Annotated in this window: 26 protein-coding genes; 18 read left to right on the top strand and 8 right to left on the bottom strand. The window is 57.1% G+C overall.

Features of this window, described 5'->3' with window-relative positions:
- Positions 1-27: 27 nt before the first annotated feature.
- The gene (gene ffh / locus CDUR_RS08295) at positions 28-1,650 is read left to right on the top strand and encodes a signal recognition particle protein (RefSeq protein ID WP_040360082.1); all 1,623 of its coding nucleotides are present in this window, start codon (positions 28-30) and stop codon (positions 1,648-1,650) included.
- 218 nt (positions 1,651-1,868) lie between these two features.
- A complete protein-coding gene (rpsP, locus tag CDUR_RS08290) occupies positions 1,869-2,360 on the top strand; it encodes a 30S ribosomal protein S16 (protein WP_179417840.1) in 492 nt (163 codons plus the stop codon).
- A 59-nt stretch (positions 2,361-2,419) separates the two neighbouring features.
- Here the strand turns inward: rpsP and CDUR_RS08285 are convergent, their stop codons facing one another.
- Both CDUR_RS08285 and CDUR_RS08280 read right to left on the bottom strand, forming a co-directional pair.
- On the bottom strand, positions 2,420-2,821 hold the full coding sequence (locus tag CDUR_RS08285; protein WP_390886859.1) for a cupin domain-containing protein: 402 nt from the start codon (positions 2,819-2,821) through the stop codon (positions 2,420-2,422).
- A gap of 48 nt (positions 2,822-2,869) precedes the next feature.
- Complete coding sequence (locus CDUR_RS08280) at positions 2,870-3,673, bottom strand: class I SAM-dependent methyltransferase (protein WP_179417839.1); 804 nt, start codon at positions 3,671-3,673, stop codon at positions 2,870-2,872.
- Positions 3,674-3,758: 85 nt separating this feature from the next.
- Between CDUR_RS08280 and rimM the strand changes: the two genes are divergently transcribed.
- Together rimM and trmD are read left to right on the top strand one after the other, a co-directional pair.
- The gene (gene rimM / locus CDUR_RS08275) at positions 3,759-4,262 is read left to right on the top strand and encodes a ribosome maturation factor RimM (RefSeq protein ID WP_179417838.1); all 504 of its coding nucleotides are present in this window, start codon (positions 3,759-3,761) and stop codon (positions 4,260-4,262) included.
- A 1-nt stretch (position 4,263) separates the two neighbouring features.
- Positions 4,264-5,418, top strand: coding sequence for a tRNA (guanosine(37)-N1)-methyltransferase TrmD (trmD, locus tag CDUR_RS08270; RefSeq protein WP_179417837.1), 1,155 nt, complete (start codon positions 4,264-4,266; stop codon positions 5,416-5,418).
- A 285-nt stretch (positions 5,419-5,703) separates the two neighbouring features.
- On the opposite strand, the gene CDUR_RS08265 is transcribed toward trmD, so the two are convergent.
- Positions 5,704-6,507 carry a putative endonuclease domain-containing protein gene (locus tag CDUR_RS08265; protein ID WP_179417836.1) on the bottom strand — a complete coding sequence of 268 codons (804 nt, stop codon included), beginning with the start codon at positions 6,505-6,507 and terminating at the stop codon, positions 5,704-5,706.
- Between the two features lie 141 nt (positions 6,508-6,648).
- On the opposite strand from CDUR_RS08265, the gene CDUR_RS08260 reads away from it, so the two are divergent.
- Positions 6,649-8,949 (top strand): Tex family protein, encoded by a 2,301-nt coding sequence (locus CDUR_RS08260; protein WP_179417835.1) that lies wholly within the window; start codon positions 6,649-6,651, stop codon positions 8,947-8,949.
- 36 nt (positions 8,950-8,985) lie between these two features.
- On the opposite strand, the gene CDUR_RS08255 is transcribed toward CDUR_RS08260, so the two are convergent.
- The 3 genes from CDUR_RS08255 to CDUR_RS08245 are packed head-to-tail and all read right to left on the bottom strand — an operon-like array spanning position 8,986 to position 10,640.
- Complete coding sequence (locus tag CDUR_RS08255) at positions 8,986-9,330, bottom strand: DoxX family protein (protein ID WP_006063749.1); 345 nt, start codon at positions 9,328-9,330, stop codon at positions 8,986-8,988.
- Between the two features lie 3 nt (positions 9,331-9,333).
- The gene (locus CDUR_RS08250; protein ID WP_179417834.1) at positions 9,334-10,041 is read right to left on the bottom strand and encodes an SDR family oxidoreductase; all 708 of its coding nucleotides are present in this window, start codon (positions 10,039-10,041) and stop codon (positions 9,334-9,336) included.
- Positions 10,038-10,640, bottom strand: a complete 603-nt coding sequence (locus CDUR_RS08245; protein WP_006063747.1) for a TetR/AcrR family transcriptional regulator — start codon at positions 10,638-10,640, stop codon at positions 10,038-10,040. The genes CDUR_RS08250 and CDUR_RS08245 overlap by 4 nt, the downstream gene beginning before the upstream one ends.
- A 303-nt stretch (positions 10,641-10,943) precedes the next feature.
- On the opposite strand from CDUR_RS08245, the gene rplS reads away from it, so the two are divergent.
- From rplS to CDUR_RS08205, 8 genes are all read left to right on the top strand, one after another.
- A complete protein-coding gene (gene rplS, locus CDUR_RS08240) occupies positions 10,944-11,291 on the top strand; it encodes a 50S ribosomal protein L19 (protein WP_040360079.1) in 348 nt (115 codons plus the stop codon).
- 164 nt (positions 11,292-11,455) lie between these two features.
- On the top strand, positions 11,456-12,265 hold the full coding sequence (lepB, locus tag CDUR_RS08235) for a signal peptidase I (RefSeq protein ID WP_006063744.1): 810 nt from the start codon (positions 11,456-11,458) through the stop codon (positions 12,263-12,265).
- A 1-nt stretch (position 12,266) separates the two neighbouring features.
- A complete protein-coding gene (locus tag CDUR_RS08230; protein ID WP_179419079.1) occupies positions 12,267-12,920 on the top strand; it encodes a ribonuclease HII in 654 nt (217 codons plus the stop codon).
- A gap of 15 nt (positions 12,921-12,935) precedes the next feature.
- Positions 12,936-13,241 carry a DUF2469 domain-containing protein gene (locus CDUR_RS08225; RefSeq protein ID WP_006063742.1) on the top strand — a complete coding sequence of 102 codons (306 nt, stop codon included), beginning with the start codon at positions 12,936-12,938 and terminating at the stop codon, positions 13,239-13,241.
- 160 nt (positions 13,242-13,401) lie between these two features.
- Positions 13,402-13,770, top strand: coding sequence for a YraN family protein (locus CDUR_RS08220; protein ID WP_179417833.1), 369 nt, complete (start codon positions 13,402-13,404; stop codon positions 13,768-13,770).
- Positions 13,757-15,325 (top strand): YifB family Mg chelatase-like AAA ATPase, encoded by a 1,569-nt coding sequence (locus CDUR_RS08215; RefSeq protein ID WP_179417832.1) that lies wholly within the window; start codon positions 13,757-13,759, stop codon positions 15,323-15,325. The genes CDUR_RS08220 and CDUR_RS08215 overlap by 14 nt, the downstream gene beginning before the upstream one ends.
- The gene (dprA, locus tag CDUR_RS08210; RefSeq protein WP_179417831.1) at positions 15,322-16,509 is read left to right on the top strand and encodes a DNA-processing protein DprA; all 1,188 of its coding nucleotides are present in this window, start codon (positions 15,322-15,324) and stop codon (positions 16,507-16,509) included. The genes CDUR_RS08215 and dprA overlap by 4 nt, the downstream gene beginning before the upstream one ends.
- 233 nt (positions 16,510-16,742) lie before the next feature.
- Positions 16,743-17,669 carry a tyrosine recombinase XerC gene (locus CDUR_RS08205; RefSeq protein ID WP_179417830.1) on the top strand — a complete coding sequence of 309 codons (927 nt, stop codon included), beginning with the start codon at positions 16,743-16,745 and terminating at the stop codon, positions 17,667-17,669.
- A 6-nt stretch (positions 17,670-17,675) separates the two neighbouring features.
- On the opposite strand, the gene CDUR_RS08200 is transcribed toward CDUR_RS08205, so the two are convergent.
- Positions 17,676-18,152: a murein hydrolase activator EnvC family protein gene (locus tag CDUR_RS08200; RefSeq protein WP_179417829.1), complete on the bottom strand. Its 477-nt coding sequence runs from the start codon at positions 18,150-18,152 to the stop codon at positions 17,676-17,678.
- A gap of 331 nt (positions 18,153-18,483) precedes the next feature.
- Here CDUR_RS08200 and rpsB point away from each other — a divergent pair, with 331 nt between their 5' ends.
- Both rpsB and tsf read left to right on the top strand, forming a co-directional pair.
- Positions 18,484-19,329 (top strand): 30S ribosomal protein S2, encoded by an 846-nt coding sequence (gene rpsB, locus CDUR_RS08195; RefSeq protein WP_006063735.1) that lies wholly within the window; start codon positions 18,484-18,486, stop codon positions 19,327-19,329.
- A gap of 51 nt (positions 19,330-19,380) precedes the next feature.
- Positions 19,381-20,211: a translation elongation factor Ts gene (gene tsf / locus CDUR_RS08190; RefSeq protein WP_006063734.1), complete on the top strand. Its 831-nt coding sequence runs from the start codon at positions 19,381-19,383 to the stop codon at positions 20,209-20,211.
- A 151-nt stretch (positions 20,212-20,362) separates the two neighbouring features.
- Here the strand turns inward: tsf and CDUR_RS08185 are convergent, their stop codons facing one another.
- On the bottom strand, positions 20,363-21,385 hold the full coding sequence (locus tag CDUR_RS08185; RefSeq protein ID WP_290207175.1) for a CHAP domain-containing protein: 1,023 nt from the start codon (positions 21,383-21,385) through the stop codon (positions 20,363-20,365).
- 1,802 nt (positions 21,386-23,187) lie between these two features.
- On the opposite strand from CDUR_RS08185, the gene pyrH reads away from it, so the two are divergent.
- The 3 genes from pyrH to CDUR_RS08170 all read left to right on the top strand — a co-directional run bounded on the left by pyrH (position 23,188) and on the right by CDUR_RS08170 (position 25,605).
- On the top strand, positions 23,188-23,874 hold the full coding sequence (gene pyrH / locus CDUR_RS08180) for a UMP kinase (RefSeq protein ID WP_006063730.1): 687 nt from the start codon (positions 23,188-23,190) through the stop codon (positions 23,872-23,874).
- 93 nt (positions 23,875-23,967) lie between these two features.
- Entirely contained in the window at positions 23,968-24,525 is a 558-nt protein-coding gene (gene frr, locus CDUR_RS08175) for a ribosome recycling factor (protein ID WP_006063729.1), read from the top strand.
- Between the two features lie 75 nt (positions 24,526-24,600).
- Positions 24,601-25,605, top strand: a complete 1,005-nt coding sequence (locus CDUR_RS08170; protein WP_218865426.1) for a phosphatidate cytidylyltransferase — start codon at positions 24,601-24,603, stop codon at positions 25,603-25,605.
- The last annotated feature ends 9 nt before the right edge of the window (positions 25,606-25,614 follow it).

Raw genomic sequence — 25,614 nt, 5'->3', positions numbered from 1 at the left:
CTAGCTAATATATTGAGGAAGTACATCGTGTTCGAGTCTTTGTCCGACCGCCTTACCGGTGCCCTTCAGGGACTCCGGGGTAAAGGCAAACTCAGCGAGGCAGACATCAACGCCACCGCGCGTGAAATTCGCCTGGCATTACTAGAAGCCGACGTCTCCCTGCCCGTTGTGCGCGCCTTTATTAAACGCATCAAAGAACGCGCAGCAGGTGCCGAAGTCTCACAGGCGCTCAACCCTGCACAACAGGTTGTCAAAATCGTCAACGAGGAACTTATTGACATCCTCGGTGGCGAAACTCGTCGCCTACAACTAGCCAAAACCCCACCCACCGTCATTATGCTTGCAGGTTTGCAGGGTGCCGGTAAAACCACACTTGCCGGCAAACTAGCCAAGCACCTTGCCGGGCAGGGGCACACCCCCATGCTTGTGGCCTGTGACCTGCAACGACCAGGTGCTGTCCAACAGCTGCAGATCGTGGCGGAACGCGCCGGAGTGTCCTGCTTTGCGCCTGACCCTGGCACTGCGATTGACTCCCACGACCACGACATGGGCACCTCCCACGGCGATCCCGTTGATGTGGCGCGCCGCGGCATTGAGGAAGCAAAACGCACCCAGCACGATGTGGTGATCGTGGATACTGCTGGTCGTCTGGGCATTGACGAGACACTGATGACGCAGGCTCGCAACATTCGCGATGCCGTTAACCCGGATGAAGTGCTCTTTGTTATTGACGCCATGATTGGCCAGGACGCCGTGGCTACCGCTGAAGCCTTCCGCGACGGCGTCGACTTCACCGGTGTCGTGCTCACCAAACTCGATGGTGATGCTCGCGGCGGTGCCGCACTGTCCATCCGCGAAGTCACCGGCAAGCCCATCATGTACGCCTCCACCGGTGAAAAACAGGATGATTTCGATGTTTTCCACCCCGAGCGCATGGCCAGCCGCATCTTGGGCATGGGCGATATGCTCACCCTCATCGAGCAGGCCGAGGCCGTTATGGATGAGGAAAAAGCCCTGGAAGCAGCCAGCCGCTTGGGCAGCGGCGAGTTGACTCTTGAGGACTTCCTAGACCAGATGCTCATGATCCGCCGCATGGGACCCCTGGGCAATATCCTGAAAATGCTTCCGGGTGGCAAGCAGATGTCCGAGATGGCCGACATGGTGGACGAGAAGCACCTCGACCGCATCCAAGCCATCATTCGCGGCATGACCCCCGAGGAGCGCATTAACCCGAAAATTTTGAACGCTTCGCGCCGCAAGCGCATTGCCAACGGTTCCGGTGTCACCGTGACTGATGTGAACCAGCTGGTGGAGCGCTTTTTTGAGGCGAAGAAGATGATGGGTGCCATGGCCGGGCAGATGGGCATGGGTGGCATGGGCAAACGCTCCGCCACCAAGAAAAAACCCAAGGGTCGTAAGGGCAAAAACGGCAAACGCAAAGGCGGCGGCCGCAGAGGGCCTTCGCAACCAAGGATGCCCATGGGTGGTTTCCCTGGCATGGGTGGCGGAATGCCAGGAATGCCTGGTGGTGGCATGCCTGATATGGCCGAGCTTCAGAAGTTGCAACAGCAGATGGGTGGAAAACTCCCCAAAGGCATGGAGAACATTGACTTCAGTCAGTTGGGTATCGAACAGGATAAGAAAAAGTAGCCAGCTAGCCGACGTTTGTGGATGCGCCTGCCAGCCGGTATAGTTCTAGGGGTTGCCCACCCTAGTGGGGAGCTTTTTCATGCTTCACCCTGCGTAACACCGTCCCCGACCACGGTCGACCGGTAGTCACACGCAGGCTCAATCCAAGGGCTGAACCGGCTGTTCGCACAATGCAAATGGTGACTGTACTGCCCAGTGACTACATGTAAGGAGCCATCATGGCTGTCAAAATTAAACTGCAGCGTATGGGTAAAATCCGTACCCCGCACTACCGCGTGGTTGTGGCTGATGCCCGCACCCGTCGTTCCGGCAAGGTTATTGAGAACCTGGGCGTCTACGAGCCCAAGGCCAACCCCTCTGTGATCCGCATTGACTCGGAGCGTGCACAGTACTGGCTGGGTGTTGGTGCACAGCCGACCGATCCGGTATTGGCTCTGCTGAAGATCACAGGTGACTGGCAGAAATTCAAGGGTCTGCCTGGTGCTGAAGGCACCCTGGAAGTTGCCCCAGAAAAGCCCTCCAAGCTTGACCTGTTCAACGCTGCTCTGGCAGAAGCCAACGAGGCTCCCACCGCCGAGGCGATCACCGAGAAGAAGCGCAAGGAGCGCGAGGATAAGAAGGCCACCGAGGCCGCTGCTAAGGCTGAGGCCGAGAAAGAAGCTGAGGCTGAAGCAGACGCAGAGATCGCTGCTGAAGAAGCTTCCGAGTAAAAGTACTCAACACAACAAAACCGCCAGACGCGTGCATCTGGCGGTTTTGCTTTACGTGTTTAGACCTTTTCTGCTGTGAGCATGGTGAGCATAAGTACGTTGCCGTCAGTGGAGGCGTCTTCGGGGCAGTCCACGCGGTGAATCACGTAGGCGGGCAGGTGCACCGCAACACCAGGTTCCAAGCGGACAGTCTCGTCGCCACAGGTGAAATCAAGTGTTCCACGGAGGGCTTGCACGATAATGGGGTGCGCAGCCTTGTGGTCTTGAAGCTGTTGTCCGGGAAGGAAATTGAAGGCGATGATGTTGGCATGATCGCCTTGGAACAGGCGTGACACGGCGGGGACGTTCCGGTCGGGGTTGGGGGCCGGGGCGTCGGCAAGCACGCGAACTGTGGACATTCCGGCTGCGGATTCGTTGTCGGCCGGGCCGAAGGTATCGGGAGAATTAACAGGAATATTCATGCCTTCCATGATGCACTTTTTTTGATGAGTGCGCCATGGAATCAAGTGTTATGTGCGTTTCAGCACCATGCCGATAGCGTTCATGTGATTGGCGTGTTCGCGGAACGTGCTCCGCATGGTGAGAATGCGGCGACGAATGTCCGGCTGGCGGAGAATATTAAAAACGATCTTCGCGGTGCGGAGGGGGCCTTCGTCGGCAATCATGCGGCGTGGTTCCAGCAGTGCCATGGGGGCGTGGTACACACCGACCACGGTGAAACCGGCCTGCTCGGCGATCTCAGTCCACTCGGCGGTAGTCAAGGGCCTAGCGTTGACTTTGATTGCCCGGGCCAGCGCCCGTTGAATCTCCGTTTTGACTTCCGAGTCCAGTTCATCAGGGGTGAGCCCGAGTTCGTGGATGGCATAGTATCCGCCTGGTGCCAGGATGCGGGTGGCCTCCTGCATGATCTCCAACTTGTGCTTGTCTGTCTGCATGGTCAGCATTGCCTCGCCGACTACGATGTCGGCGGAATCATCGGGCAGCCCAGTCTCGGCGGCACTTCCGTTGATGATCTCCACGTTGGCAGGTGATGTGGGAGACTTTTCCACAATGCCCGCGAGGGTCTGTTTAGTGGTATCGACTGCATGAGGGTCTGCGTCAACGCCGGTGTACGTGGAGGGCTTCTTCTGTAGGATTTCCTGCGCGGTGACACCCAGGCCGGGTGCAAATTCAACAACACGCTGATCGCGGATGGGCAGTTGCTCAATGAGCCACCGGGTGGTTTCCAAACCTCCCGGCCGGAGCACTTTCTTGCCTACCTTTGCAAGGAGCCAGTGGCCGGCGAGGGGTTTCGAGGAAGTGCTGTCAGACATGGGAACCTCATAACGTCGGAATGGGTATTTGCTTAGGATAAGATTACGCTGTTTTGCCGGATGTGGTGGTCTATGCTGTGTTGACATGGAGCTAAAGATTGGTCGCGTGGTGAAATCCCATGGAATTAAAGGCGAAGTGACGGTTGAGATCACTACCGATGAACCGGATATTCGTTTCGCCGTGGGGGAGGTTCTTCACGGGCGTCAGGGCTCCAAGGAACATGCCTTGACCGTTGAGGCCGCGCGTGCGCATCAACGTCGGTTGCTGGTCAAGTTTGAAGAGATCACGGACCGTAACGCCGCTGACTCGCTGCGCGGAACCGTGTTTTACGCCCCGCCACTGGACAGCGATGACGACGATGAAGGCTTCTACGACCACGAGCTTGAGGGCCTGCGCGTGATTCACGATGACGCCAATATCGGCGAGGTGACGGGTGTGCTGCATGGTCCAGCTGGGGAAATTCTGGAGGTGCGATTGAGCGGCGGCAAAGACGTGCTGGTCCCATTCGTGCATGCCATAGTGCCAGAGGTGGATCTTGATGCTGGTACTTGTACCATCACCCCGCCTGATGGACTCTTGGAGCTGTGACATGCGGCTTGATGTGATCACCATTTTTCCTGAGTACCTCGATCCATTTCGGCATGCACTGTTAGGCAAGGCGATTGAGAAAAATATTCTTCAGGTCGGCGTACACAACCTTCGGGACTGGGCGACAGACGTGCATAAATCCGTCGACGACACGCCCTACGGCGGAGGACCTGGCATGGTCATGAAACCCGAGGTCTGGGGACCTGCACTCGACGATGTTGCCGTTGGTGTTGCTGATGCACCCCTGCTGGAATCGGTGCAGCCCCACCTCATTAAGTCGAGTGACGCCGACGTGCACGGTGGCGGTGATCAAGAGGGTGTCGATAAGAAACCTTTGCTCATCGTGCCGACGCCCGCCGGTAAGCCCTTTACTCAAGACATGGCGCGGTCCTGGTCTGCGGAGAACCACATTGTGTTCGCTTGTGGGCGCTACGAGGGCATTGACCAGCGCGTCATCGACGATGCCACCCGCAACTACCGAGTCGAAGAGGTCTCGATCGGAGACTATGTGCTCATCGGTGGGGAAGTAGCGGTGCTGGTCATCGCTGAAGCTATCGTCCGCCTCATTCCCGGTGTGCTCGGCAACACGCGAAGCCACGAGGAGGACAGTTTCTCTGATGGCCTCCTGGAAGGTCCCAGCTACACCAAGCCCCGCACCTGGCGAGGGCATTCCGTTCCCGACGTGCTGTTTTCCGGCAACCATGCACTCGTCGATCGCTGGCGCCGCGACCAATCCCTTCTCCGCACCGCTTCTCGACGCCCCGACCTCATTGATGCTCTCCGTGCTTCGGGTGGCCTCAACTCAGCCGACGAAAGTGTGCTTGACAAGATTGCGGCGGCACGACCGGTGCGCGTGTCCCTAAATGTCCTGCTCACTCCGGCAGAATGGGTACGCAGCCAGGCACTACTCTCCGACGTGGAGGGATTCACTGTGGAATCACTGGAAGCTGAGGAAATGTCCGGCTTTTGCGAAGCCGAGAACATGCTGGTCGCCCAATATCAGCAGCTTCACGGGCGGTCTCCCGTTGTGGAAGTCGTGCACCGCATTGAGATAACGGGCACGACCACGCTTTCCGACCGCGACGTTACCCGCGCAGTGGTTGACTCCGCGTTCCCCGAAGGTACGCTCTGGTACGGGACGGCCATAGCGGAGTGAGTTTGGTAGAGCGTGGTGTTGGGGAGGCAGCTCATGATCTATCAAACTGCCGTTTTTGGCCTTAAAATTGACACTTTGATAGAGCGCTGCAATGCTCAAACATCACGCTCTATCAAAATGCCAAAAAAGCAGGATAAATTGGCAGTTTGATAGAGTCAGACACCAAACTAAGCCGTGGTGCTCTATCACAACGCCCGAGGAATGACTCGCTGGGCAATATGTCGTTGAAGTGCAGTTGGATTTTGTAGCAATGCATTCGTGACTCGCATGGACTCCCAACCAAGATCATGCAGGGATCAGAGTTACTTCCGCGTCATAATCATGCTGTTTGCGCGTGAGGTGATGCTCGCCATCGTAGAACAAGCCAACTTTTTCTTTGCGCCAACCGCAGTCAAGCCTGGTAACTAGACGGCCACCACAATATATCGGGATCTGTGTTGTAAGGCCAGGGTGCACTTGCGCGGCAATGAGGCGAAGAGCTGTCTCGGGTGGGGATTGGGCACCAGGATCTGACAAGCCCACAGCCTTTTCCACGATTGTTTTCTTTACGACACCCTTCGCTTCAGCCTGTATGTCTCCAAGATTGAGATGGGGATCTAGCTGCCGAATTGCGTCAATGAACTGTACAGATCTAGTTTCACCATAGGATAGTCCTGGCACATTGTACGTCCACCAACCATGTGCATTATTCATAATGTCACGAAGGCACTGCGCGGCGGCGTAGGGCAGCATGGTCGTGCGTAGATTCGGAAACTCAGGGTCTGGCGTACATGTTTCAAGGGAAGCACCAAGTCGGCGACGATTCGGTCTGCGTAGGGTGGTCGTCTTGTGGAAACCACTCCTCACCAGCAGCGTCACCGGCGCGGTGTCAGTCCAATATGAAAGCCCCGCATAGGAAGCGGCGGCCCAACTGTCGATCACAGCCTCGGGCGCTGTGAGGTGGTGGGCGCGGGCGCGGGTAATGATGTCCACATGCGTTGAACCTTCAGTCCGCAGCATTCTCACCCCGTGGACAATTTCAGTAAACAAATGGTCAAGTTCCCTGCGTGAATGCCGGCACAGTAGGGTGTGGGTGCGTTCAGGTGTCATACTTCCTCTGTAACCGACTATCTCGCCCTAGCAGCGCAGCGCACCCTGTGCCTGTGGACAGTTCCACGTTATCCACAACCGCCACGACAACATCTGTGTCCCTGCCCCGACCCGAACCGACAGCCGACTATGCTTGTTCAAATGATTAATTCCACTATTGCCCGCGAGCTTGGGGTGTCGGAGAGCCAAGTTGCAGCCACGGTTGCATTGTTGGATGAGGGGAACACGGTCCCGTTTATTGCGCGGTATCGCAAGGAGATCACGGGCGGCCTGGACGACTCGCAGCTTCGCCAGTTGGAGGAGCGTTTGGCATATCTCCGGGAGTTGGAGGAACGTAAGCAGAGCATCCTCGCCGCGATTGAAGAGCAGGGGAAACTCACCGATGATCTGCGTGCCTTGATTCTCGCCTGCGAGACGAAGGCCCGTCTAGAGGACTTGTATCTGCCCTTTAAAAAGCGCCGCAAAACCAAGGCCGATGTTGCCCGTGAGGCCGGGATTGAGGCGCTGGTGGATGCGCTTATCGACGTCCCGTCAACCGATGCCACCTCCGCCGCCACCGCGTACGTGTGTGAGGGTTTCGAGGATGAGAAGAAGGTACTGGAGGGAGCTCGCGCTATCTTGGTGGATCGCTGTGCCACCAACGCTGACCTGGTGGGGGAGGTTCGCGAGGAAATGCTGAGTCGCGGCCACATGACCGCCTCCGTCGCGGAAGGTAAGGAACAGGAAGGCGCTAAGTTCAAGGATTATTTCGAGTTTTCGGAGTCTTGTGAGTCGCTGCCGTCGCACCGCATTCTGGCTCTGCTGCGCGGAGAAAAGGAAGGCGTGCTGAACCTGCATCTCGATGCCGGGGATGACGCATTCTATGAGGGGCTTATCGCGGATCGTGCAGGTATTGATACTACTAACCCCTGGCTTGACGACGCCGTGCGCTGGGGCTGGCGCACCAAGCTCTATGTGTCCTCGGGGCTGGATGTGCGGATGCGGTTGAAGGAGAAGGCCGAGGCAGGCGCGTTGGAGGTGTTTGCCAAGAACCTGCGTGATGTGTTGCTGGCCGCTCCGGCCGGTCAGCGGGCCACCTTGGGGTTGGATCCGGGGTACCGCAATGGCGTGAAGTGTGCCGTGGTGGATACAACTGGCAAGGTGTTGGAGACCATGATCGTCTACCCGCACCAGCCGCAAAATCGTTGGTCCGACGCGGTGAAGGTGTTGTCCACGGCATGTGCCACGCATGGCGTGGATTTGCTGGCTATCGGCAATGGCACGGCATCCCGGGAGACGGAGAAGCTGGCATCTGAGGTTGCGGATATGATCGCCACCGCTGGTGGTACCCGCCCTACGCCGGTGGTGGTGTCGGAGTCGGGCGCGTCGGTGTATTCGGCTTCTGAGGTTGCTGCGAAAGAATTCCCCGATATGGATGTGTCGTTGCGGGGTGCCGTGTCTATTGCACGGCGGCTGCAGGATCCGCTTGCGGAGTTGGTGAAGATTGATCCGAAGTCCATTGGCGTGGGGCAGTACCAACACGATGTGAACCAAAGCGCACTGGCAAAAACGCTGGATGCGGTGGTGGAAGATGCGGTGAACGCGGTGGGCGTGGACGTGAACACGGCGTCGATACCTTTGCTCACGCGGGTGGCGGGTGTGACGTCAACGCTGGCGGGCAACATTGTGGCGTACCGCGATGAAAACGGGGTATTTCCTAGCCGCGCGGCGCTGAAGAAGGTGCCGCGCTTGGGGCCGAAGGCGTACCAGCAGTGCGCGGGCTTCCTGCGTATTCAGGGTGGCAAGGATCCGCTGGATGCGTCAGCGGTGCACCCGGAGGCGTATCCGGTGGTGCGGGCGATTGCCACTGCGACGGGCTTGACTGTGGCGGAACTGATCGGCAATACCCGCGTGCTTCACGGGCTGAACCCGGCGGATTTTGCCACCGACGAGTTCGGAGTCCCCACCGTCACCGACATCATCGCCGAGCTGGATAAGCCTGGCCGCGATCCCCGCCCCGAATTCACCACAGCCACCTTCAAAGAAGGAGTGGAGAAGGTCTCTGACCTGCAGCCCGGCATGATTTTGGAAGGTACCGTGACTAACGTGGCCGCTTTCGGCGCGTTCGTGGATGTGGGTGTCCATCAGGACGGGCTGGTGCACGTGTCCGCTATGTCGGACACGTTTGTGGATGACCCGCACACGGTGGTGCGTTCCGGCCAGGTCGTCAAGGTGAAGGTCATGGAAGTGGATGTAGATCGTCAGCGCATCGGCCTATCGCTGCGGTTGAATGATGAACCCGGAGCAAAGGGGCCGAAGAAGTCGAAGGGTGCGCAAGCTGGTAAGAAGCCCCGTCAACAACGTGGGAATGGACGCAGCCAACGCCAGCGCCGCAATGACCGCAACGACACTGCGGGCGGCAGCATGGCTGATGCACTGCGAAAAGCAGGTTTTGGTAACTAAGGCGCTGTGGTCATCGACTGGTCACAGTACGACTGGTCATAGCACGACAAAACCCAGCGTGACCAGAGAGAGTGCCAACATTCCCAGGCAATTTAGCCAGAATTCCCTGCCCAGGAAATGCGCCCGAATGTGTGCCACGACGGCACACAGGAAGTACACCACCACGCCCACGGTGGCTGCCAGCCCGACGCCCGCGTATCCGGCGTCGGCAAGCCAGTGGTCGGCGATGAGGCCCGCAGCTGCCAGGGTTTTGATCACGAGCAGCACCCACCAGAAGTTTTCCGGCAGGTTCACCCCGCTCAGGCACGCGCGAATGAACGCCATGGGACGTATGGACATGGCGACGTCGGCGAGTAGGACGACGGCGAGAAAAAGAGTCATTGATTACCTTCCTTGGTACGTGAGGGTGCCCATAGCGTCCGGTTCAGTTGTCAGATTCAGCCCTTCACGCAGAAACTTGCCGAACGCACCGGGAACGCGCAGGTTAACAAGGATGCGCTTGCTTCCGTGTGCTGTGCGATACCGCTCGGCAGCCTCGCGTGATGTCAGGGTTTCTGGTCCAGCGAGGGTCAACACATCTGATTGGGGCAGGGATGCCAGCTGCGTAGCGACGTCTCGTGGATCAATCAGCTGCCACCGAGCCCCTGTCGGTAGTGTGATGAGGCCGGTGGGCGTTGCGGCGTCGAAAAGCGAGGTGAGAAATGTGGTGAATTGTGTGCATCGTACGGTGGTGTAGGGGAGACCGGACGATGCGTAGACCTGATGTTGTTGTTGCTTGTGTTTGTAATACGAGAATGTGCTCTTGTCCTGGTTGAGGATGCCCAGGCAGAGGATGCGGGGTGTGACAGCGGCGCGGTGAACGCTGGAGACAACATTGGTGGCCATTGTGGGGAGCATGGAGCTGCGGCGTTTGGCGTCGGTGACGTCAATGATCAGTTCTGTCCCTTCCACCATGTCCAACGGAATGAGCTGTGTGGAGAGGTCACCATGTGTACGTCGTGACCAGGCGGTTACAGTGTGCCCGTCGTCATGGAGACGTTGTGTCAGCGGTGTGCCAATGTTCCCCGTTGCCCCGAGTACAAGGATGTTCATGAGTGTGCCCCTTGCGAGGTGAAAAAGAAATCGACGAAGCGGCGCAGCTCAGTGGTGGGAAGCTGGACGTCGCCCACAGTGGCATCGACACTGCCCGCCCATACCACCAGCACCCCTAAGAAACCCAGGTAGAGTGCGTGGGCAGCGCTGGCGGCGGTGTCAGCGTGCTGGGGTAAGAAGTGCGTGATGAGTTCTGCAAATTCTCGTTCAAGCGCTTCGGCGAGTTCGTTGAAGATGATCGAGGAGTGCGAGCCGCTGACCAGCGTGGCAAAGTACTCGCGGGATAGGTCCAAGTGCTTGGCGAAAATCGTAAGGAATGGAGAGACGGTGGCCAGCACTGCGTCGGTGGGGTTGGGCGTGTCGGCAATGCCAGTGTGGCCGTTGCGCGATTGGTGGATGGCTGCAATCTTTGTGTCAAAAATCCTGATGAGCAGCGTTTTCTTATCGCCAACCGACATGACGGAGCCAGTGCTCACATTGGCTTCTGCGGCGATGGCGCGGATGGTCGCGTTCTGGTATCCGTGCGTGACAAAGTGCTGTTCTGCAGTGGCAAGGATGGTGTTTTCTGTGGCCAAGCGTTGTTCTTGTCGTGCGGTCATGAGTGATCCTATCTGCGTAACACGCCAGGATGAACATGTTCAGTGAACATGTTCACCAAAGTAGTGATGAGTTGTTGTGCTGTCAACAGGAGGCGTTGTATGTGCGTCTTGTTGCATCGATTTTTGACGCCACAGCGCTTCATGTGCGAAAATTGCGCAGTTGTCTGCTTGGTCTTGGCCTGGCAGTGGCACGTCATGTCTCGGATACGAGCCGGCCGAGCGCCCGATTAGTCACCGCGCGATGGTGCGGTGGGAGGCGCCGCCAGGTTCCTCTTTCTATTACAGAACTTAAGGATTGTTTCTATGAACATTCTGGATAAGGTCGATGCCGCACAGTTGCGCGACGATATTCCGAAATTCCGCCCCGGCGACACTGTGAACGTTCACGTGAAGGTCATTGAGGGTGACAAGTCCCGTATTCAGGTTTTCAAGGGTGTTGTTATCCGCCGTCAGAACGGTGGCATCCGTGAGACCTTTACGGTTCGTAAGATTTCTTTCGGTATTGGTGTGGAGCGTACTTTCCCGGTGCACTCACCCAACATTGACAAGATTGAGGTTGTCTCCCGCGGTAAGGTTCGCCGCGCTAAGCTGTACTACCTGCGTAATCTGCGTGGTAAGGCAGCCAAGATCAAGGAATACCGCGAGCAGTAGTGCTTGGTTTCTTGATGTGATCCACAGGATGGACACGACGCCCCGTTTCGGAGATGAAGCGGGGCGTTTTTGTGTGTACCACCGCTAGCGTGGCGAGGGTAGTAGATGTGAGACGTATAAAAGTCTGTTTAGGGTTTCCGATGTAACTGGTAGAGTTTTCTTTCGTGACTGACTCGAACGATAACTTTCGCGTAGACAGCAGCCGGGCTGATGATCGCCACGACGATGACCGCGATGCTGGTCGTAAGAAGAATAAGCGGGGGGACGATGGCCGTCGGCAGCTGCCGTGGTACATCGAGATCCCCGTCGTGGTGTTCACCACCATCCTGATCATTGGGTTGCTGCACACGTTTGTTGGTCGCCTGTATGTTATTCCGAGTGAGTCGATGGAACCTACGCTGCACGGGTGTAGTGGTTGCACAGGCGACCGCATTTATGTGGAGAAAATTTCGTATCGTTTCGGCAGCCCGAAGCCGGGGGATGTGGTGGTGTTTGCAGGCACCGAGTCGTGGAATGCTAACTACGATTCACGCCGCTCCTCCAACCCTCTGATTCGTGGTCTGCAGAACCTCGGGTCTATGGTGGGGGTTGTCGCGCCGGATCAGAATGACCTGGTCAAGCGCGTTATTGCGACTGGTGGTCAGACAGTGGAATGCCAAGCTGGGGATACGGGCGTGAAAGTCAATGGCAAAGTGATTGATTCTTCCTACACGCTGCAGCCGCCCGCCTACCCGGTGGATCAGTCCACCGGGTCGGAAGCATGTGGTGGTCCCTACTTCGGCCCCGTGAAGGTGCCTGAAGGGAATGTCTTTGTGATGGGCGACAACCGCACTAATTCTGCGGATTCCCGCTATCACATGGCCGACCAGTACCAGGGCACCATCCCCGAGAAGAACATTGTGGGCAAGGTTGTAGCCATTGCGCTTCCGCTTGGCCGAATGGGCCTAGTGGACGACCCAGATATTCAGCACTAACATCCGCACGGTGCGTACGTTAAAGCAGCTCCGTACGTACGAGGTCACCCTATCCAAGAGTGGTCTCGGCCCGGTCGCGGGGGTTGATGAGGCGGGTCGGGGTGCCTGCGCCGGTCCTATTGCTATCGCCGCATGCATCTTGCCGGATCACCCGATCACAGATCTGGCGGAACTCACCGATTCTAAAAAACTCACAGCACGCCAGCGCCAGCGCCTTTTCCCGCTGGTGAAGAACCACGCGCTGTCATGGGCCGTGGTGCTGGTCTCCGCACAGGACATTGATGCCCACGGCATCCAGGACGCCAACGTTTCCGGCATGCGGCGTGCGGTGGCCGCGCTGGATACCCGGCCCGGGTTCGTGCTTGTTGACGCCCTGCGCATCCCAGGTTTTCCAGTACCTTCACTGCCCATCATCGGCGGCGATTCGCGTGCTCGTTGCATTGCTGCGGCGAGCGTGTTGGCAAAACAAACCCGTGACAATCTGATGATGGAATTAGATTCACGCTACCCGGCCTATGGGTTTGCTGCACATAAGGGGTACGGCACGGTTTCTCATATGGATGCGGTGCGCCGTCACGGTGCGTGCCCAGAACATCGCTATAGTTATTCAAATGTGGCTGCTGCTCATTCGGAGTGGGAGCAAAGTTGCGTTTAGCTGGGAGGTTGTGGCGTGAGCGCTGAGGAACTCGACAACTACGAGGCCGAGGTTGAGCTGTCTCTGTATCGTGAATACCGGGATGTGGTGAGCCAATTCTCTTACGTGGTGGAAACGGAGCGCCGCTTCTATTTGGCCAATGGGGTGGAGTTAATTCCGCACAGTGCGCACGGCGAGGTGTATTACGAAATTCGCATGTCAGACGCGTGGGTGTGGGATATGTACCGTTCGGCGCGTTTTGTGCGTTACGTCCGAGTGATTACATATAAGGACGTCAATATTGAAGAATTAGACAAACCGGAGATGATCATTCCGAAGTAGCGGGGTGATTGCGGTCTGTCAAACGCGCCCCAGGGACACTGTGGATAATCAACCGCTATCCACAGGTGGACGACGGGGTGGTTGCGCGGGGTGGGCGTCGATACGCATAGTAGGTAGTGAACATCGGGGCAGATAATAGTTCACTACCTGGGGGTTTGTTATGGCGTATGCCAAACATAACTTGTTGTTGGGATGCCGTGGCGAGGAGCTGGCGGCACAGTATTTTGAAAATCTAGGTGCGGAGATCGTGGGCCGCAACGTCCGGTACCATTGCGGCGAGCTTGATGTCGTGGCACGCTTCCCTGATGGGGAAGTAGTGTTCGTGGAAGTCAAAACACGCAGCAGCCTGGACTATGGTGGCGCGGAGGCGGTGACGCCAGAAAAATTGACTAAGCTGCGTCGGGCGGCGGCGATGTGGCTGCAGGGCAAGCCGTACATGCCTGTTCGTTTTGATGTTCTTGTGGTGCTCATGAACGGCGACGATGTGAACTACGAGCATTACGAAGGAGTCACCGATGGCGCTTGGTAGAGCGCTATCGGCAGCGATCGTAGGGGTCACCGCAACCATCGTCGATGTGGAGGCCAATGTAGGGCCGGGACTGCCGCGCATCCAGATCGTTGGGCTCGCTGACACTGCTATTTCGGAATCCCGCGACCGCATGAAAACCGCCGTGGCCAACTCTCAACTGCACTGGCCAAAAACAAAGGTTGTGGTCAGCCTCTCGCCAGCATCCATGCCCAAAGCCGGTTCGCATTTCGACGTCGCCATGTGCCTGGCCATTCTCACCGCCAGCTCTACTGATCCGCTGGTTCGCCAGCGCCTCAGCGAGACGGTGCTGTTGGGTGAGGTCGGGCTGGACGGTTCGCTGCGGCCTGTGGCTGGGGTACTTCCCGTGCTGATGGCGGCACGCCGCGCCGGGTTGCGGCGCGTGATCGTCCCTCAGGGGAACGCTGCGGAGGCCGCGCTTATCGACGTCCCGGTGGACCAGAAACTGGGCACCCCGCGGATGTCTGTCCTGGCTGCCCGCAGCCTCGCACAGATTATGGGTTGGGTGAATGATCTCGTGGAATTGCCCAGTGCTGTAAGTGTCGCGGAGGCGCAAGGCACAGGGGCGTCGGAAAGTGCTGCGGTCCCGGACATGGCGGATGTGTGTGGTCAGCCTGAGGCGCGGTGGGCAGCGGAAGTTGCTGCCGCTGGCGGGCATCACATGATGATGGTCGGTCCGCCTGGTACGGGTAAGTCAATGATCGCGGCGCGGTTGCCTGGTCTTTTGCCGCCTCTTGATGCTGGGCAATGTGTGCAAGCTACGGCGGTGCATTCGGTCGCGGGTGGGGTGTTTCACGGTCCTGTACTTGTGCCGCCGTTTGTCGCTCCTCATTACAGTGTGTCGCGGTCGGCGCTACTCGGCGGTGGCAGTGGAATGCCCAGGCCCGGTGCGGTGAGTTTGGCGCATCATGGTGTGCTGTTTCTTGACGAGGCCAGTGAGATCCCCGCATCGGTGCTGGATAGTCTGCGTACTCCCTTGGAGGAGGGCGAGGTCCGGTTGGTGCGAGCCCGTCATGACGTGCATTTCCCGGCGCGGTTTCAACTGGTGTTGGCGGCTAATCCCTGTCCGTGTGGTGCGGAGGATCCCAGTTCGTGCAGATGCTTGGCGCGGGTTCGGATGCGCCACTTGTCCAATATTTCCGGACCGTTGCGGGATCGCCTGGATATTTTTGTGCATACCCGGGGTGTGGGTGCTGTGCTGGGACATGCGGGTGAGGAGTCCACGGCGTCGATAAGGAAGCGCGTGGTGGCGGCTCGTGAGCGGTCGGTTGCGCGCTGGTCGCGCGCGGGGGTGCGTGCACGTTCCAACAGAGATGTGGATTCGCAGGTCTTGCGGCGGGAGTTCCCGGCTGATGATGCCGCAATGGCCCTTCTTGCTGCCTACCTGGGCAATGGCGATGTAAGCCAGCGGGGTGTCGATCGGATGCTGAAGCTTGCCTGGACCATCGCCGATCTGGCGGGGGCGTCGCGTCCCGGGTTGGATCATGTGGCGCAGGCGTTTGAGCTTCACGGTGCCCCAGTGGAGGTGGCGGCATGAATGAGAATGATCGCCGTAGGCTGGCGTGGGCGTACCTGTCGCGCGTGGTTGAGGGGCCGAATGCTCATGTACAGGCGCTTCTGAATGCTGGGCATGATGTGGAACGTATTGTGTGGGGGATTAAACACCGTGAGGAGTGGATCGGGGAGGGGCTGTTGCGTCAGACACGATCACGGTGGGACTGGGAACGCTCGGCCGAAGACCTTGCTGCCGTAAGCGCGCTGGGTGGTCGCTTGGTCACGCCGGATGATCGGGAATGGCCGCATGCGGAGTTTGATCATGCGTTTGGGTTCGCACAGTCGGGGAAGAGCGAACATGCCCGGACCTATCAGGAGGATGCGGTGCAGCCGCATGCGCTGTGGGTGCGGGGCGGAATGCTTGCGGGTTTGTGTGCCCATAGCGTTGGTGTGGTGGGCACTCGTGCTATCTCGCGGTATGGGATGGAGGCGACCAGGCTTCTGGTCTCGGGGTTGGTGGAACACCACTGGGTGATTGTGTCTGGTGGTGCGTTGGGTGTGGATACTGTTGCGCATGAGCAGGTCATTGCCTCGGGTGGTGCCACGGTGGTGGTGTCTGCATGTGGGCTTGATCGCGTGTACCCCGCACGGAATGCCGGGTTGTTTGACCGGATTTTGGCGTTAGGTGGAGCGTTGGTCAGCGAGTATCCTCCGGGGGTGGCTCCTGCGCGGCATCGGTTTCTCACGCGTAATCGCCTGGTGGCAGCCTTGTCACAGGGTGTGGTGGTCATGGAGGCCGGATGGCGTTCGGGCGCGTTGAATACGTTGACGTGGGCTAGCGGGCTTGGACGGGTGGCCATGGCGGTTCCCGGGCCGATTACACATATCAATTCCCTCGGCTGTCATGAGCGCATTAAGGATGGCCGTGCTCAGCTGGTGGCGTCGGCTGATGACGTGCGCGCACTGCTGGGCGCGGTGGGTACGTTGGATTCGGCTGAGCAGTATGAACTGCAGTTTGCGGCATCGCCGATCCAGGGGTTATCGCGGTCGGAGATGCGGGTCTTTGACGCGCTTCCTGCTGAGAGTTCCGCTGATGAGACGGGTTTAGATGCGGAAAGCGTTGCTCAGGAAAGCGGGTTGCCATTGCCGTTGACTGTGCATGTGCTTGTTGATTTGGCAAAACGCGGACTTGTCGTGCGGGAGGGCGTGATGTGGCGGCGGGGCTAGTGTGACGCGCAAAAATGCAGATCATAGACCTGATGGCAGCGGCATCATCAAAAAGTTGGAAAAGGGGGTTGTCAAAGTTGGTGAGGGTGCGCTAATGTTGGTGAGGCAAGCCTAAGTTAGACATGAGAGGTTCGGGCTGGTTCCTTTGATGTCACTGCCATAGAGACCCCGCAAAGCGGGTGAAGGGCGCGCCCTTCTCAGCGCAGGGAGTCTAGGCGCTAGGGTTATGCACTATGGGTGAGTCAGAAGCAGAGGCGGCACACGTGAAGTCCACGGTGCCGCCTTCTGCTGTTCAATTAGCGCTGGAAGACTACGCAGAGGAACTAGCGCTCCTGCGCGGCAAGTCGCCAGCAACAATCAAAGGCTACACATCTGACATCTCCACGTTTATCGCCCAGCATCCCTCGTGGGAGGACTTCACGCTGCTCACTATGCGGCAGTGGCTGGCACAGGCCGCAGCTGAAGGAAAAGCACGGACAACCCTGGCACGTCGTACAGCGGCGCTCAAAGGATTTTCCACTTGGGCGGCCAAAAAAGGATACGTGGCCAGCGATGTCGCCGCGCGCCTGGTCACCCCGAAGGCTGGGAAACACTTGCCGCACGTACTGAAACAGAAAGATGCGGCGACGCTGATGGATAACGCGGCGTTAACAAGCGAACCGGAGTTCTTGCGCGACGTTGCCATGCTAGAAGTGCTCTACGCGTCGGGGTTGCGAGTGTCCGAGCTATGCGGACTGGACGTCAACAGCGTGGATAGGTCGCGCGGCAGTGCCAAGGTCCGCGGCAAAGGTGACAAAGAGCGGGTGGTGCCGCTGGGATCTGTGGCGCTGGAGGCGATCGCGGCATGGGAAAATAACGGCCGTGGGCAGCTGGCCGCGCCGGGGGAGCAGGCGCTCTTTGTGGGCAAACGGGGCGCACGCATTAATCCCCGGCAGGTACAGCGCGTGGTGAAGCGCGCCGCCGCGCAGGCGGGGTTGGCGGACACGAGTCCGCATGGGCTTCGGCATAGCGCTGCCACGCACATGCTGGAGGGTGGTGCTGACCTGCGTGTTGTTCAGGAAATGCTGGGGCATTCCTCACTGCAGACCACGCAGATTTACACGCATGTGAGTGCGCAGCGGCTTCGCGACGCTTACAAAAACGCCCATCCTCGTGCTTAGGGTGCTTCAGGCGGCGACCGGTTTGAGCCTGATGTGCGGTTCGGCAAGCAGGCTCAGGGGATTGAGGTAATCCTTCCCGCGCTTCGCACCCCAATGCAAACCCGGCCAGCCGTCCGTCGGAGGTGCCAGCGTGCCGATCTCCTGACCCGCATGAACCCGCTCACCCTGCGCAACCCGGGCGTGAACCGGCTGGTAGGTGGTGCGAATACCATCCGCATGATCAATGGACACCACTGGCGTACCCGCCACCATGCCAACAAACGCCACTACGCCATCGTCTGCGGCGCGTACTGTGTCGCCCACCTCAAGCTGCATATCGACGCCCCGGTGACCCGGTAACCAGTTATGTTCCGGCTTGTCAAAAGCACGCAACACCCGTCCTGGACCCGGGGCACCCGTGGTCGGATCCACATAGGCTATGGCGGGAGGCGGGAAAACTAAGAGCGTTAAGGCGGTGAGTGCGGCGATGACTATTTTCCTCATGTTTTCAGTGTTGCCGCTCGCTAGGTTGGCGTGCTTTGGCCTTGTGGAAGATGGGAAGGGTGTGGCCTGTGTGGCCATCAGGTGTCGGGGTTGCTGACTGCGCTGTGGAAAACCGGGGGTGAGGTTTGAAAGTCGCTGGAAACAGGCGTAAAGTGTTGCGAGCAATGCGCACACGTGCGCGTTGACTACGCGCGGTCACGCACTAGCGCACAACAAGGTCCCCTGACTACGCGGTAGTTGGGGGTGTTGCTGTGACTGATGGCCGCTAGGGTGCGGGCAAAACCCGCACATGTTGGAAAACCGAAACTACTGAAAGAGAGGGAGCATTCCCATGGCAGTTGTAACCATGCGCGAGCTTCTCGATGCCGGTGTCCACTTTGGCCACCAGACCCGCCGCTGGAATCCGAAGATGAAGCGCTTCATCTTCACTGACCGCAACGGCATCTACATCATTGACCTGCAGCAGACCCTGACCTACATCGACAAAGCATTCGAGTTTGTCAAGGAAACCGTTGCACACGGTGGCACCATCCTCTTCGTTGGTACCAAAAAGCAAGCTCAGGAAGCAGTTAAAAACGAGGCTGAGCGCGTTGGCATGCCCTACGTCAACCACCGCTGGTTGGGCGGCATGCTCACCAACTTCCAGACCGTGTCCAAGAGCCTCAGCCGCATGAAGGAACTGCAGGCCATGGACGCAGCTGAAAACGGCTACGAAGGCCGCACCAAGAAGGAAATCCTCATGCTGACCCGCGAGCGCACCAAGCTGGAGCGCGTCCTCGGCGGCATCGCAGACATGTCCAAGATTCCTTCCGCTCTCTGGATCATTGACACCAACAAAGAGCACATCGCCGTGTCCGAGGCTCAGAAGCTGAACATCCCCGTTGTGGCTATCCTGGACACCAACTGTGACCCCGATGTTGTTGACTACCCGATCCCAGGCAACGACGACGCCATCCGCTCCACCGGTCTGCTCTCCCGCCTCATCTCCACCGCCGTGGCTGAAGGCAAGAAGGCACGTTCCGAGCGCGAACTCGCAGCCGCTAAAGAAGCAGCTGGCGACGCCGAAAAGGTAGAGGTAGCAGCCAAGGTTGAGGCAGCTGCTGAGGTTGTCGACGCCGCCGCTGACGCTGAGGCAAGCGCAGAAGCTGACGCCGCCACCGACACGGCCGCCGAATAATTTCACCTGTGCGACATTAAACACCCCATATTCAAGGAGGATCGCCCCAGTATGGCGAACTACACCGCTGCAGACGTAAAGAAGCTCCGCGAGATCACCGGAGCTGGCATGCTCGACTGCAAAAAAGCTCTCGCAGAAACCGACGGTGACTTTGACAAGGCCGTAGAGATCCTGCGCATCAAGGGTGCCAAGGACGTCGGAAAGCGTGCCGAGCGCACCGCAGCCGAAGGTCTTGTTGCCGTGTCCGGTAACACCATTGTTGAAATCAACTCTGAAACCGACTTCGTGGCAAAGAACAGTGAATTCAAAGAGTTCGCTGCCAAGATTGCCGCCGCCGCAGCAGCCGTCAAAGCCAACACCGTTGAAGAGCTCCACAACGCTGAAGTAGAGGGCAAGAAAGCCGTCGATGCCATCCAGGAACTTTCCGCCAAGATTGGCGAGAAGCTGGAACTGCGCCGCGCAGCTACCCTCGAAGGCGACAAGCTGGCCGTCTACCTGCACCACCGCGCCGCCGACCTGCCCCCGGCAGTGGGCGTGCTGGTCACCTACACCGGTGAAGGTGACGCAGCCGCTGAGGCTGCTCATGGTGCCGCCATGCAGGTTGCTGCTATGAAAGCCACCTACCTCAACCGCGAAGATGTTCCTGCGGAAGTCGTTGAAAAAGAACGTGCCACCCAGGAAAAGATCACCCGCGAAGAGGGCAAGCCGGAAGCAGCTCTGCCGAAGATCGTGGAAGGCCGCATGAACGGCTTCTACAAAGATGTCGTGCTCAACGAGCAGGCATCTGTCGCTGACAGCAAGAAGACCGTCAAGCAGGTCATGGATGACGCAGGCGTCACCCTCACCGGCTTTGTGCGCTTCGAAGTTGGGCAGCACAACTAAGCTTTTGAGCTAAAGCCAGAATCCCCCGCAGCTGTGAGTGGCTGCGGGGGATTTTTATGGCATATACAAAGCTATGGAGGCTTTCTTGCCTGGTCAGTTGACCGGACAGAAAGCCTCCATAGCTTTGGCTCTGATAAATACTGCTAAGATGCTACAGCTTGGGGCGCAGGTATCCTACCAAACTGGTCTTGGGAAGGGGCATCTGCCTAGTTGCTCCTGGGTTTTGCGAAATGACGTTGAGATGATCACCGGCATCGCTTTCGACAACGGCTACATGCCCGTAAGGGCTGTATTGCCAGGTGTGGCCCCAGATTGCTACGTCTCCTTTACGGGGCGTGGCGCTGGCTGGCAGCTTCTCCCAATTTGCATCGGGAGCAGCTGCATGTAGATCTTTGGCGGCTCCCACCTGGATGAATCCATGACCAAGAATTTGCTCGTTGTAGTGGTTGAATAGTGCAACGCACTCGCAGGCACCATGGTTACAAATTGGCTTGCCCATGGTCTGGTCGGTGAATTCCTTGAACTTACCTTCTGCTGGATTAGCCTCGGGCTTTGGCTGATCATTTTTCGGGGGGTCAGCCTTCGGTTTATCGTCCTTCGGAGCGTCGGCCTTTGGCTTGTCGTCCTTCTTAGGCGCATCAGTTTTCTGTGCGTCCTTGGACTTGTCGTCCTTCTTGGCGTCTTGGCTTGGTGCCTTGTCGTCTTTCTTGGTGTCGGCCTTATCACCAGACTTTGATGAATCCCATACAACGCTCTCATCTTTCTTGACCTGGAGGGCACCCTCATTGGTCAAGGTAAGGCAGTTTGCGTTGGAGGTTTCGGTGTGCGATGCCCATACAGCTTGATGGTCAATGTAGAGAACTAGGTTGCCATCTTGCTGCATGACTAGCTCTTTGAAGTCACCAGTCTTCTTGACGTTTGTCGACCAAGTGACGGTCTTATTCTCTCCCTGGATGACCAGGTTACCGTCTTCCTGCATCTGAGCTTCAAACTTGCCGTTCTCTGAGCGGAGTGACTGGCCAACACGAAGCGTTTCATTCTGCTTGAGAATGCTCTTGCTGCTGACTGAGGTCTGTGAGTCCTGCCCGGTCTTGGTCTTATCGGTTTGATGCTTGCTTGCAGATCCGTTTGAGGAGAGTGAGCCTAGATCACTTGACGATGATGATTGAGCCATGGCTTGTGGCGAAAGGATGAAGCCAGTAGCAAGTACCGCAATGATTGCGCTGGGCACCGCTCTTTTGAGCGATCGTTTGGTGTTCATTTGAAAGTGAATCCTCCACTTTTCGATGTGAAAATGGCAATGAAAGGATAAGGTTGTTCCCCACATGATGTTGGCATGGTAGCGCCAACGAATCGGTATGTCGCAAATGTCGCAGACTAACTTTGTGCTGTCCCCGCAGCCTATGATGTGGCTTACTCTGCGTTGTTCAATAAAGGAGCTTGTATTTGGGTATATGTGTGCAAGACACTTGAGTTGCTAAACAAATGCAACTTGCTGTCTGCAATGGTCATACTATGCAAGTCTGTTGGGGAATAAAACCTTCACACCAAAGCGGGGGTAGCGAAATCGCGTTGACCTGCATTGCTACTGCTACCAGCGGAGTCGATGTAACACTTTGGCGGGGTGTATCGAGACAGGTGAAGTAGATATTTTTACTGCGGAGATTGCTTTTTTAATAGAAAAATGTGCTCTGACGTGGTCTTTTAATGGAACTGCTGGGTGGTGGTCGCCGTAATGTTTGCAGTGGGACGCTCTATGAAGGCGGTCACTCTCTCGATATCGAATATGCAGGTAGTGGTACGCCTGACCATGATGAAAGGAGTTATAGAATATCGATGTTATTACACGGTGTCATGTGTGGTAAAAACATCGTTGAGTCTTTGCTCTGTGGCGGTTGCGTGCGTGATTCGAGTCTTATGGAGTAGTGTAGCGTCGTGCGGGAATATTATTTTCGCTACATGGCTAATATAGTTTATTTGCACTCTACTTTAAAAAGTGTTGTTCAGAACGCAAGAGGATAATCTTAATATCCTGGCGGAAAGCGGGGATGTCTCAACCGGTTCGGGTAGTACGAAGAGATAATAATACGCGTCTTTAAATATCAAATTTATGTCGTAAGGGGCAACATCATTTAACGTGTCAAATGTGTGTAAATTTGCTATGTGATTCATGCTGATATTTTTGCTCTCGATTCCAAAGCAGCCTTCGCCATTGTGGTCAAGGTGATACCCGTTTTCGAGATGTGAATCAAGCATGGCTGAATCGCGATAAAATAAAATGTTCTTCTCGTCGTTAAATTCTATGTAGCCATGAGTAAATCCTAGCTGTGATCCTACTGATTTGATCATTTTCTCATAGGTAGTTACGATGTCCTTGTCTGTGTAGAATCTATAGAGTTCACCTTCGGTTCATGTCATCGCATTTTTCCTTTATTGTAGCAGCTCAGGGGTGTTTTTAAGCGCGGAGAGCTTGTGTGCAATGCGCTATCTATTCCCCCTGCGAAAAAGTATAATATTCCCCTGGTTGGCGTGAGGGAATAGGGCGTACATATACAATTTTCAAAATTTTTTAGTCTCGTAAATATCGGTGCGTTATAGTTACAAAGTATGCCGTTTTCTTCTACCATGACTTTGTGTATGGCACATAGTGAGGATGTGACGCGTAGAACATATCCTTCGTTGAAAAATATTAAGATAAAAGAAAAGCGGCGGGAAATTGGATATGGGGTAGGTGAGTGGTCACACTATCATTACCCCCGACAGTGTCTGATAGTACGCTTAGCATGCGCCGAGGTGGGGGTGCGGTAGGATTGGGTGCGATCATTGGCGCGGCGTCGATAAGCGTGATTGCTGTGTGCAGCACCCACGGCGTCGCTCAACAGTGACCGCAGTAGAGCCGAGACCACAGCAGAAGAGCAAGGAGACCGGACGGTGACCGCACCTGACAATAAGAGGCGTCGAGCTTATAAGCGAGTAATGCTGAAGTTGGGTGGTGAGATGTTCGGCGGCGGGGGAGTTGGCGTTGATCCTGATGTAGTTCAGAATGTGGCTCGGCAGATTGCTGAGGTGGCCAAGAGCGGCACGGAAGTGTGTGTGGTCATCGGCGGCGGTAACTTCTTCCGCGGTGCGCAGTTGCAGCAGCGTGGGATGGATCGCGCGCGTTCGGACTACATGGGCATGCTCGGCACGGTGATGAACTGCCTGGCGTTGCAGGATTTCCTGGAACAGCAGGGCGTCGACTGCCGTGTGCAGACCGCCATCAACATGGCGCAGGTGTCGGAACCGTACCTGCCGTTGCGTGCGAAACGTCACCTAGAGAAGGGGCGTGTAGTAATTTTCGGCGCGGGTATGGGTATGCCGTACTTCTCTACGGATACCACCGCAGCGCAGCGCGCTTTGGAGATTGACTGTGAGGTGCTGCTCATGGCGAAGGGCGTGGACGGCGTGTTCACCGACGATCCTCGCGTCAATGCGGATGCGGAGATGTTCTCGGAAATCAGTCACCGCGAGGTGATCGAGAAGGGACTCAAGGTCGCGGACGCGACAGCATTTTCGTTGTGCATGGACAATGACATGCCAATTTTGGTGTTCAATCTGCTGACGGATGGCAATATTGCCCGGGCGGTTGCAGGGGAACACATCGGCACGCTCGTGCGTTCCTGATAAATTAGCTGATAGAAGAAATCATCACGCTGCATCGTGAAGCCTCTCGGGCTTGTGACGCTAGCTTAGGAAACCAGTCAAGGAATTTTCACCATGATCGATGACACTCTGCTCGACTGTGAAGAGCGTATGACCAACTCGGTGGAGCACGCCCGCGAGGAGCTCACCACCATCCGCACTGGGCGCGCCAACCCGGCAATGTTCAATGGTGTGCTGGCCGAATACTACGGCACGATGACACCGATCACTCAGATGGCTACCATTTCTGTTCCTGAGCCGCGGATGTTGCTGATCAAGCCGTACGAAATGTCGGCGATGGGCGATATTGAGAATGCTATTCGCAACTCTGACCTTGGAGTGAATCCCACCAACGATGGCCAGGTACTGCGCGTGACCATTCCTCAACTCACCGAAGAGCGTCGCCGCGACATGGTTAAACTTGCGCGCTCCAAGGGAGAGGACGCGAAGATCGCTATCCGCAATGTCCGTAGGAAGGGCATGGAGGAGCTGAAACGCATCCAGAAGGACGGCGAGGCCGGCGAGGATGAGGTCCAGGCCGCAGAAAAAGAACTGGATAAGGTCACCCACAAGTACGTGGCTCAGGTTGATGAGCTTGTGGCCAAGAAGGAAAAGGAACTCATGGACGTGTAATACGTTCTGTCCTGCGGCGCTGCGTGTGAGCAGCGCCTTTAGGCATACCTGGACCTGGTTGACGAGGAGAACCTGATGAGCGTACCTGCGCAAGGGCACCATGATGATGACAGCTATGGCGCCCCAGAGGGTGGCCATGGCGCCGGCGACAGTGCGCCACAGGGGACTCACGAGCATTCAGTGACCGCTTTTCGACGCCCCGACACGCAAGGCTCAACTGCGCACGAACATCGCATCAAACCCCGCAACTCTGCCGGACGCGACCTCAAGTCCGCTATTGGCGTGGGTGTGGGGCTTGGCGCAGTGGTGCTGCTGGCTATTTTTGTTATTCCAGGCGGTTGGTATCCGCTGGTCGCCTTAGCTGCCGCAGCAGCAACGTGGGAAGTGCACAGCAGGCTGAAGGAACACGGTTACGTGGTGTCCTTGCCTACTGTGCTGGTCGGTGGCCAGGTGATGCTGTGGTCGTCACTGTTTTTTGGGGTTGAGGGGCTGATTGCCGGTTTTGTCACCAGTGTGCTGGCGCTCATGTTTGGCCGCTTGTTTTACCATGGCAGACATTCTGCGCCGCAGAATTATCTCCGGGATGCGGCCATCGGTGTTTTTGTATTGACGTGGATTCCCCTGTTCGCGAGCTTCGCTACCATGTTGTCGCAGATCAGCGGAGAGGCGGTATCAGGCCGCTACTACATTGTGACGTTTATGCTCTGCGTCATCGCGTCGGACACCGGCGGCTACATTACTGGCGTGTTGTTCGGTAAAAATCCCATGGCACCTGCGGTGAGTCCGAAGAAATCCTGGGAGGGTTTTGCGGGTTCCGTGCTATTTGGCGCGGTCACTGGTGCGTTGTGCGAACATTTTCTGATCCACGGGTATTGGTGGAGTGGAGTAATCCTTGGGCTGTGTTTGGTGGTGTGCGCCACGTTGGGGGATCTTGTGGAGTCGCAGTTCAAGCGCGAACTCGGAATCAAGGATATGTCCAATATTTTGCCTGGCCACGGCGGTGTGATGGACCGGCTGGATGGGATGCTGCCTTCCGCCATGGTCACATGGCTCATTCTCAGCTGGACAATGCCCATGTGATTGAGCAGG

The sequence above is a fragment of the Corynebacterium durum genome (assembly GCF_030408675.1).
In the GTDB taxonomy this organism is placed as follows: domain Bacteria; phylum Actinomycetota; class Actinomycetes; order Mycobacteriales; family Mycobacteriaceae; genus Corynebacterium; species Corynebacterium durum.
The sequence above is the reverse complement of the archived record's forward strand: the minus strand, read 5'-3'. Positions and strand labels throughout refer to the sequence as shown.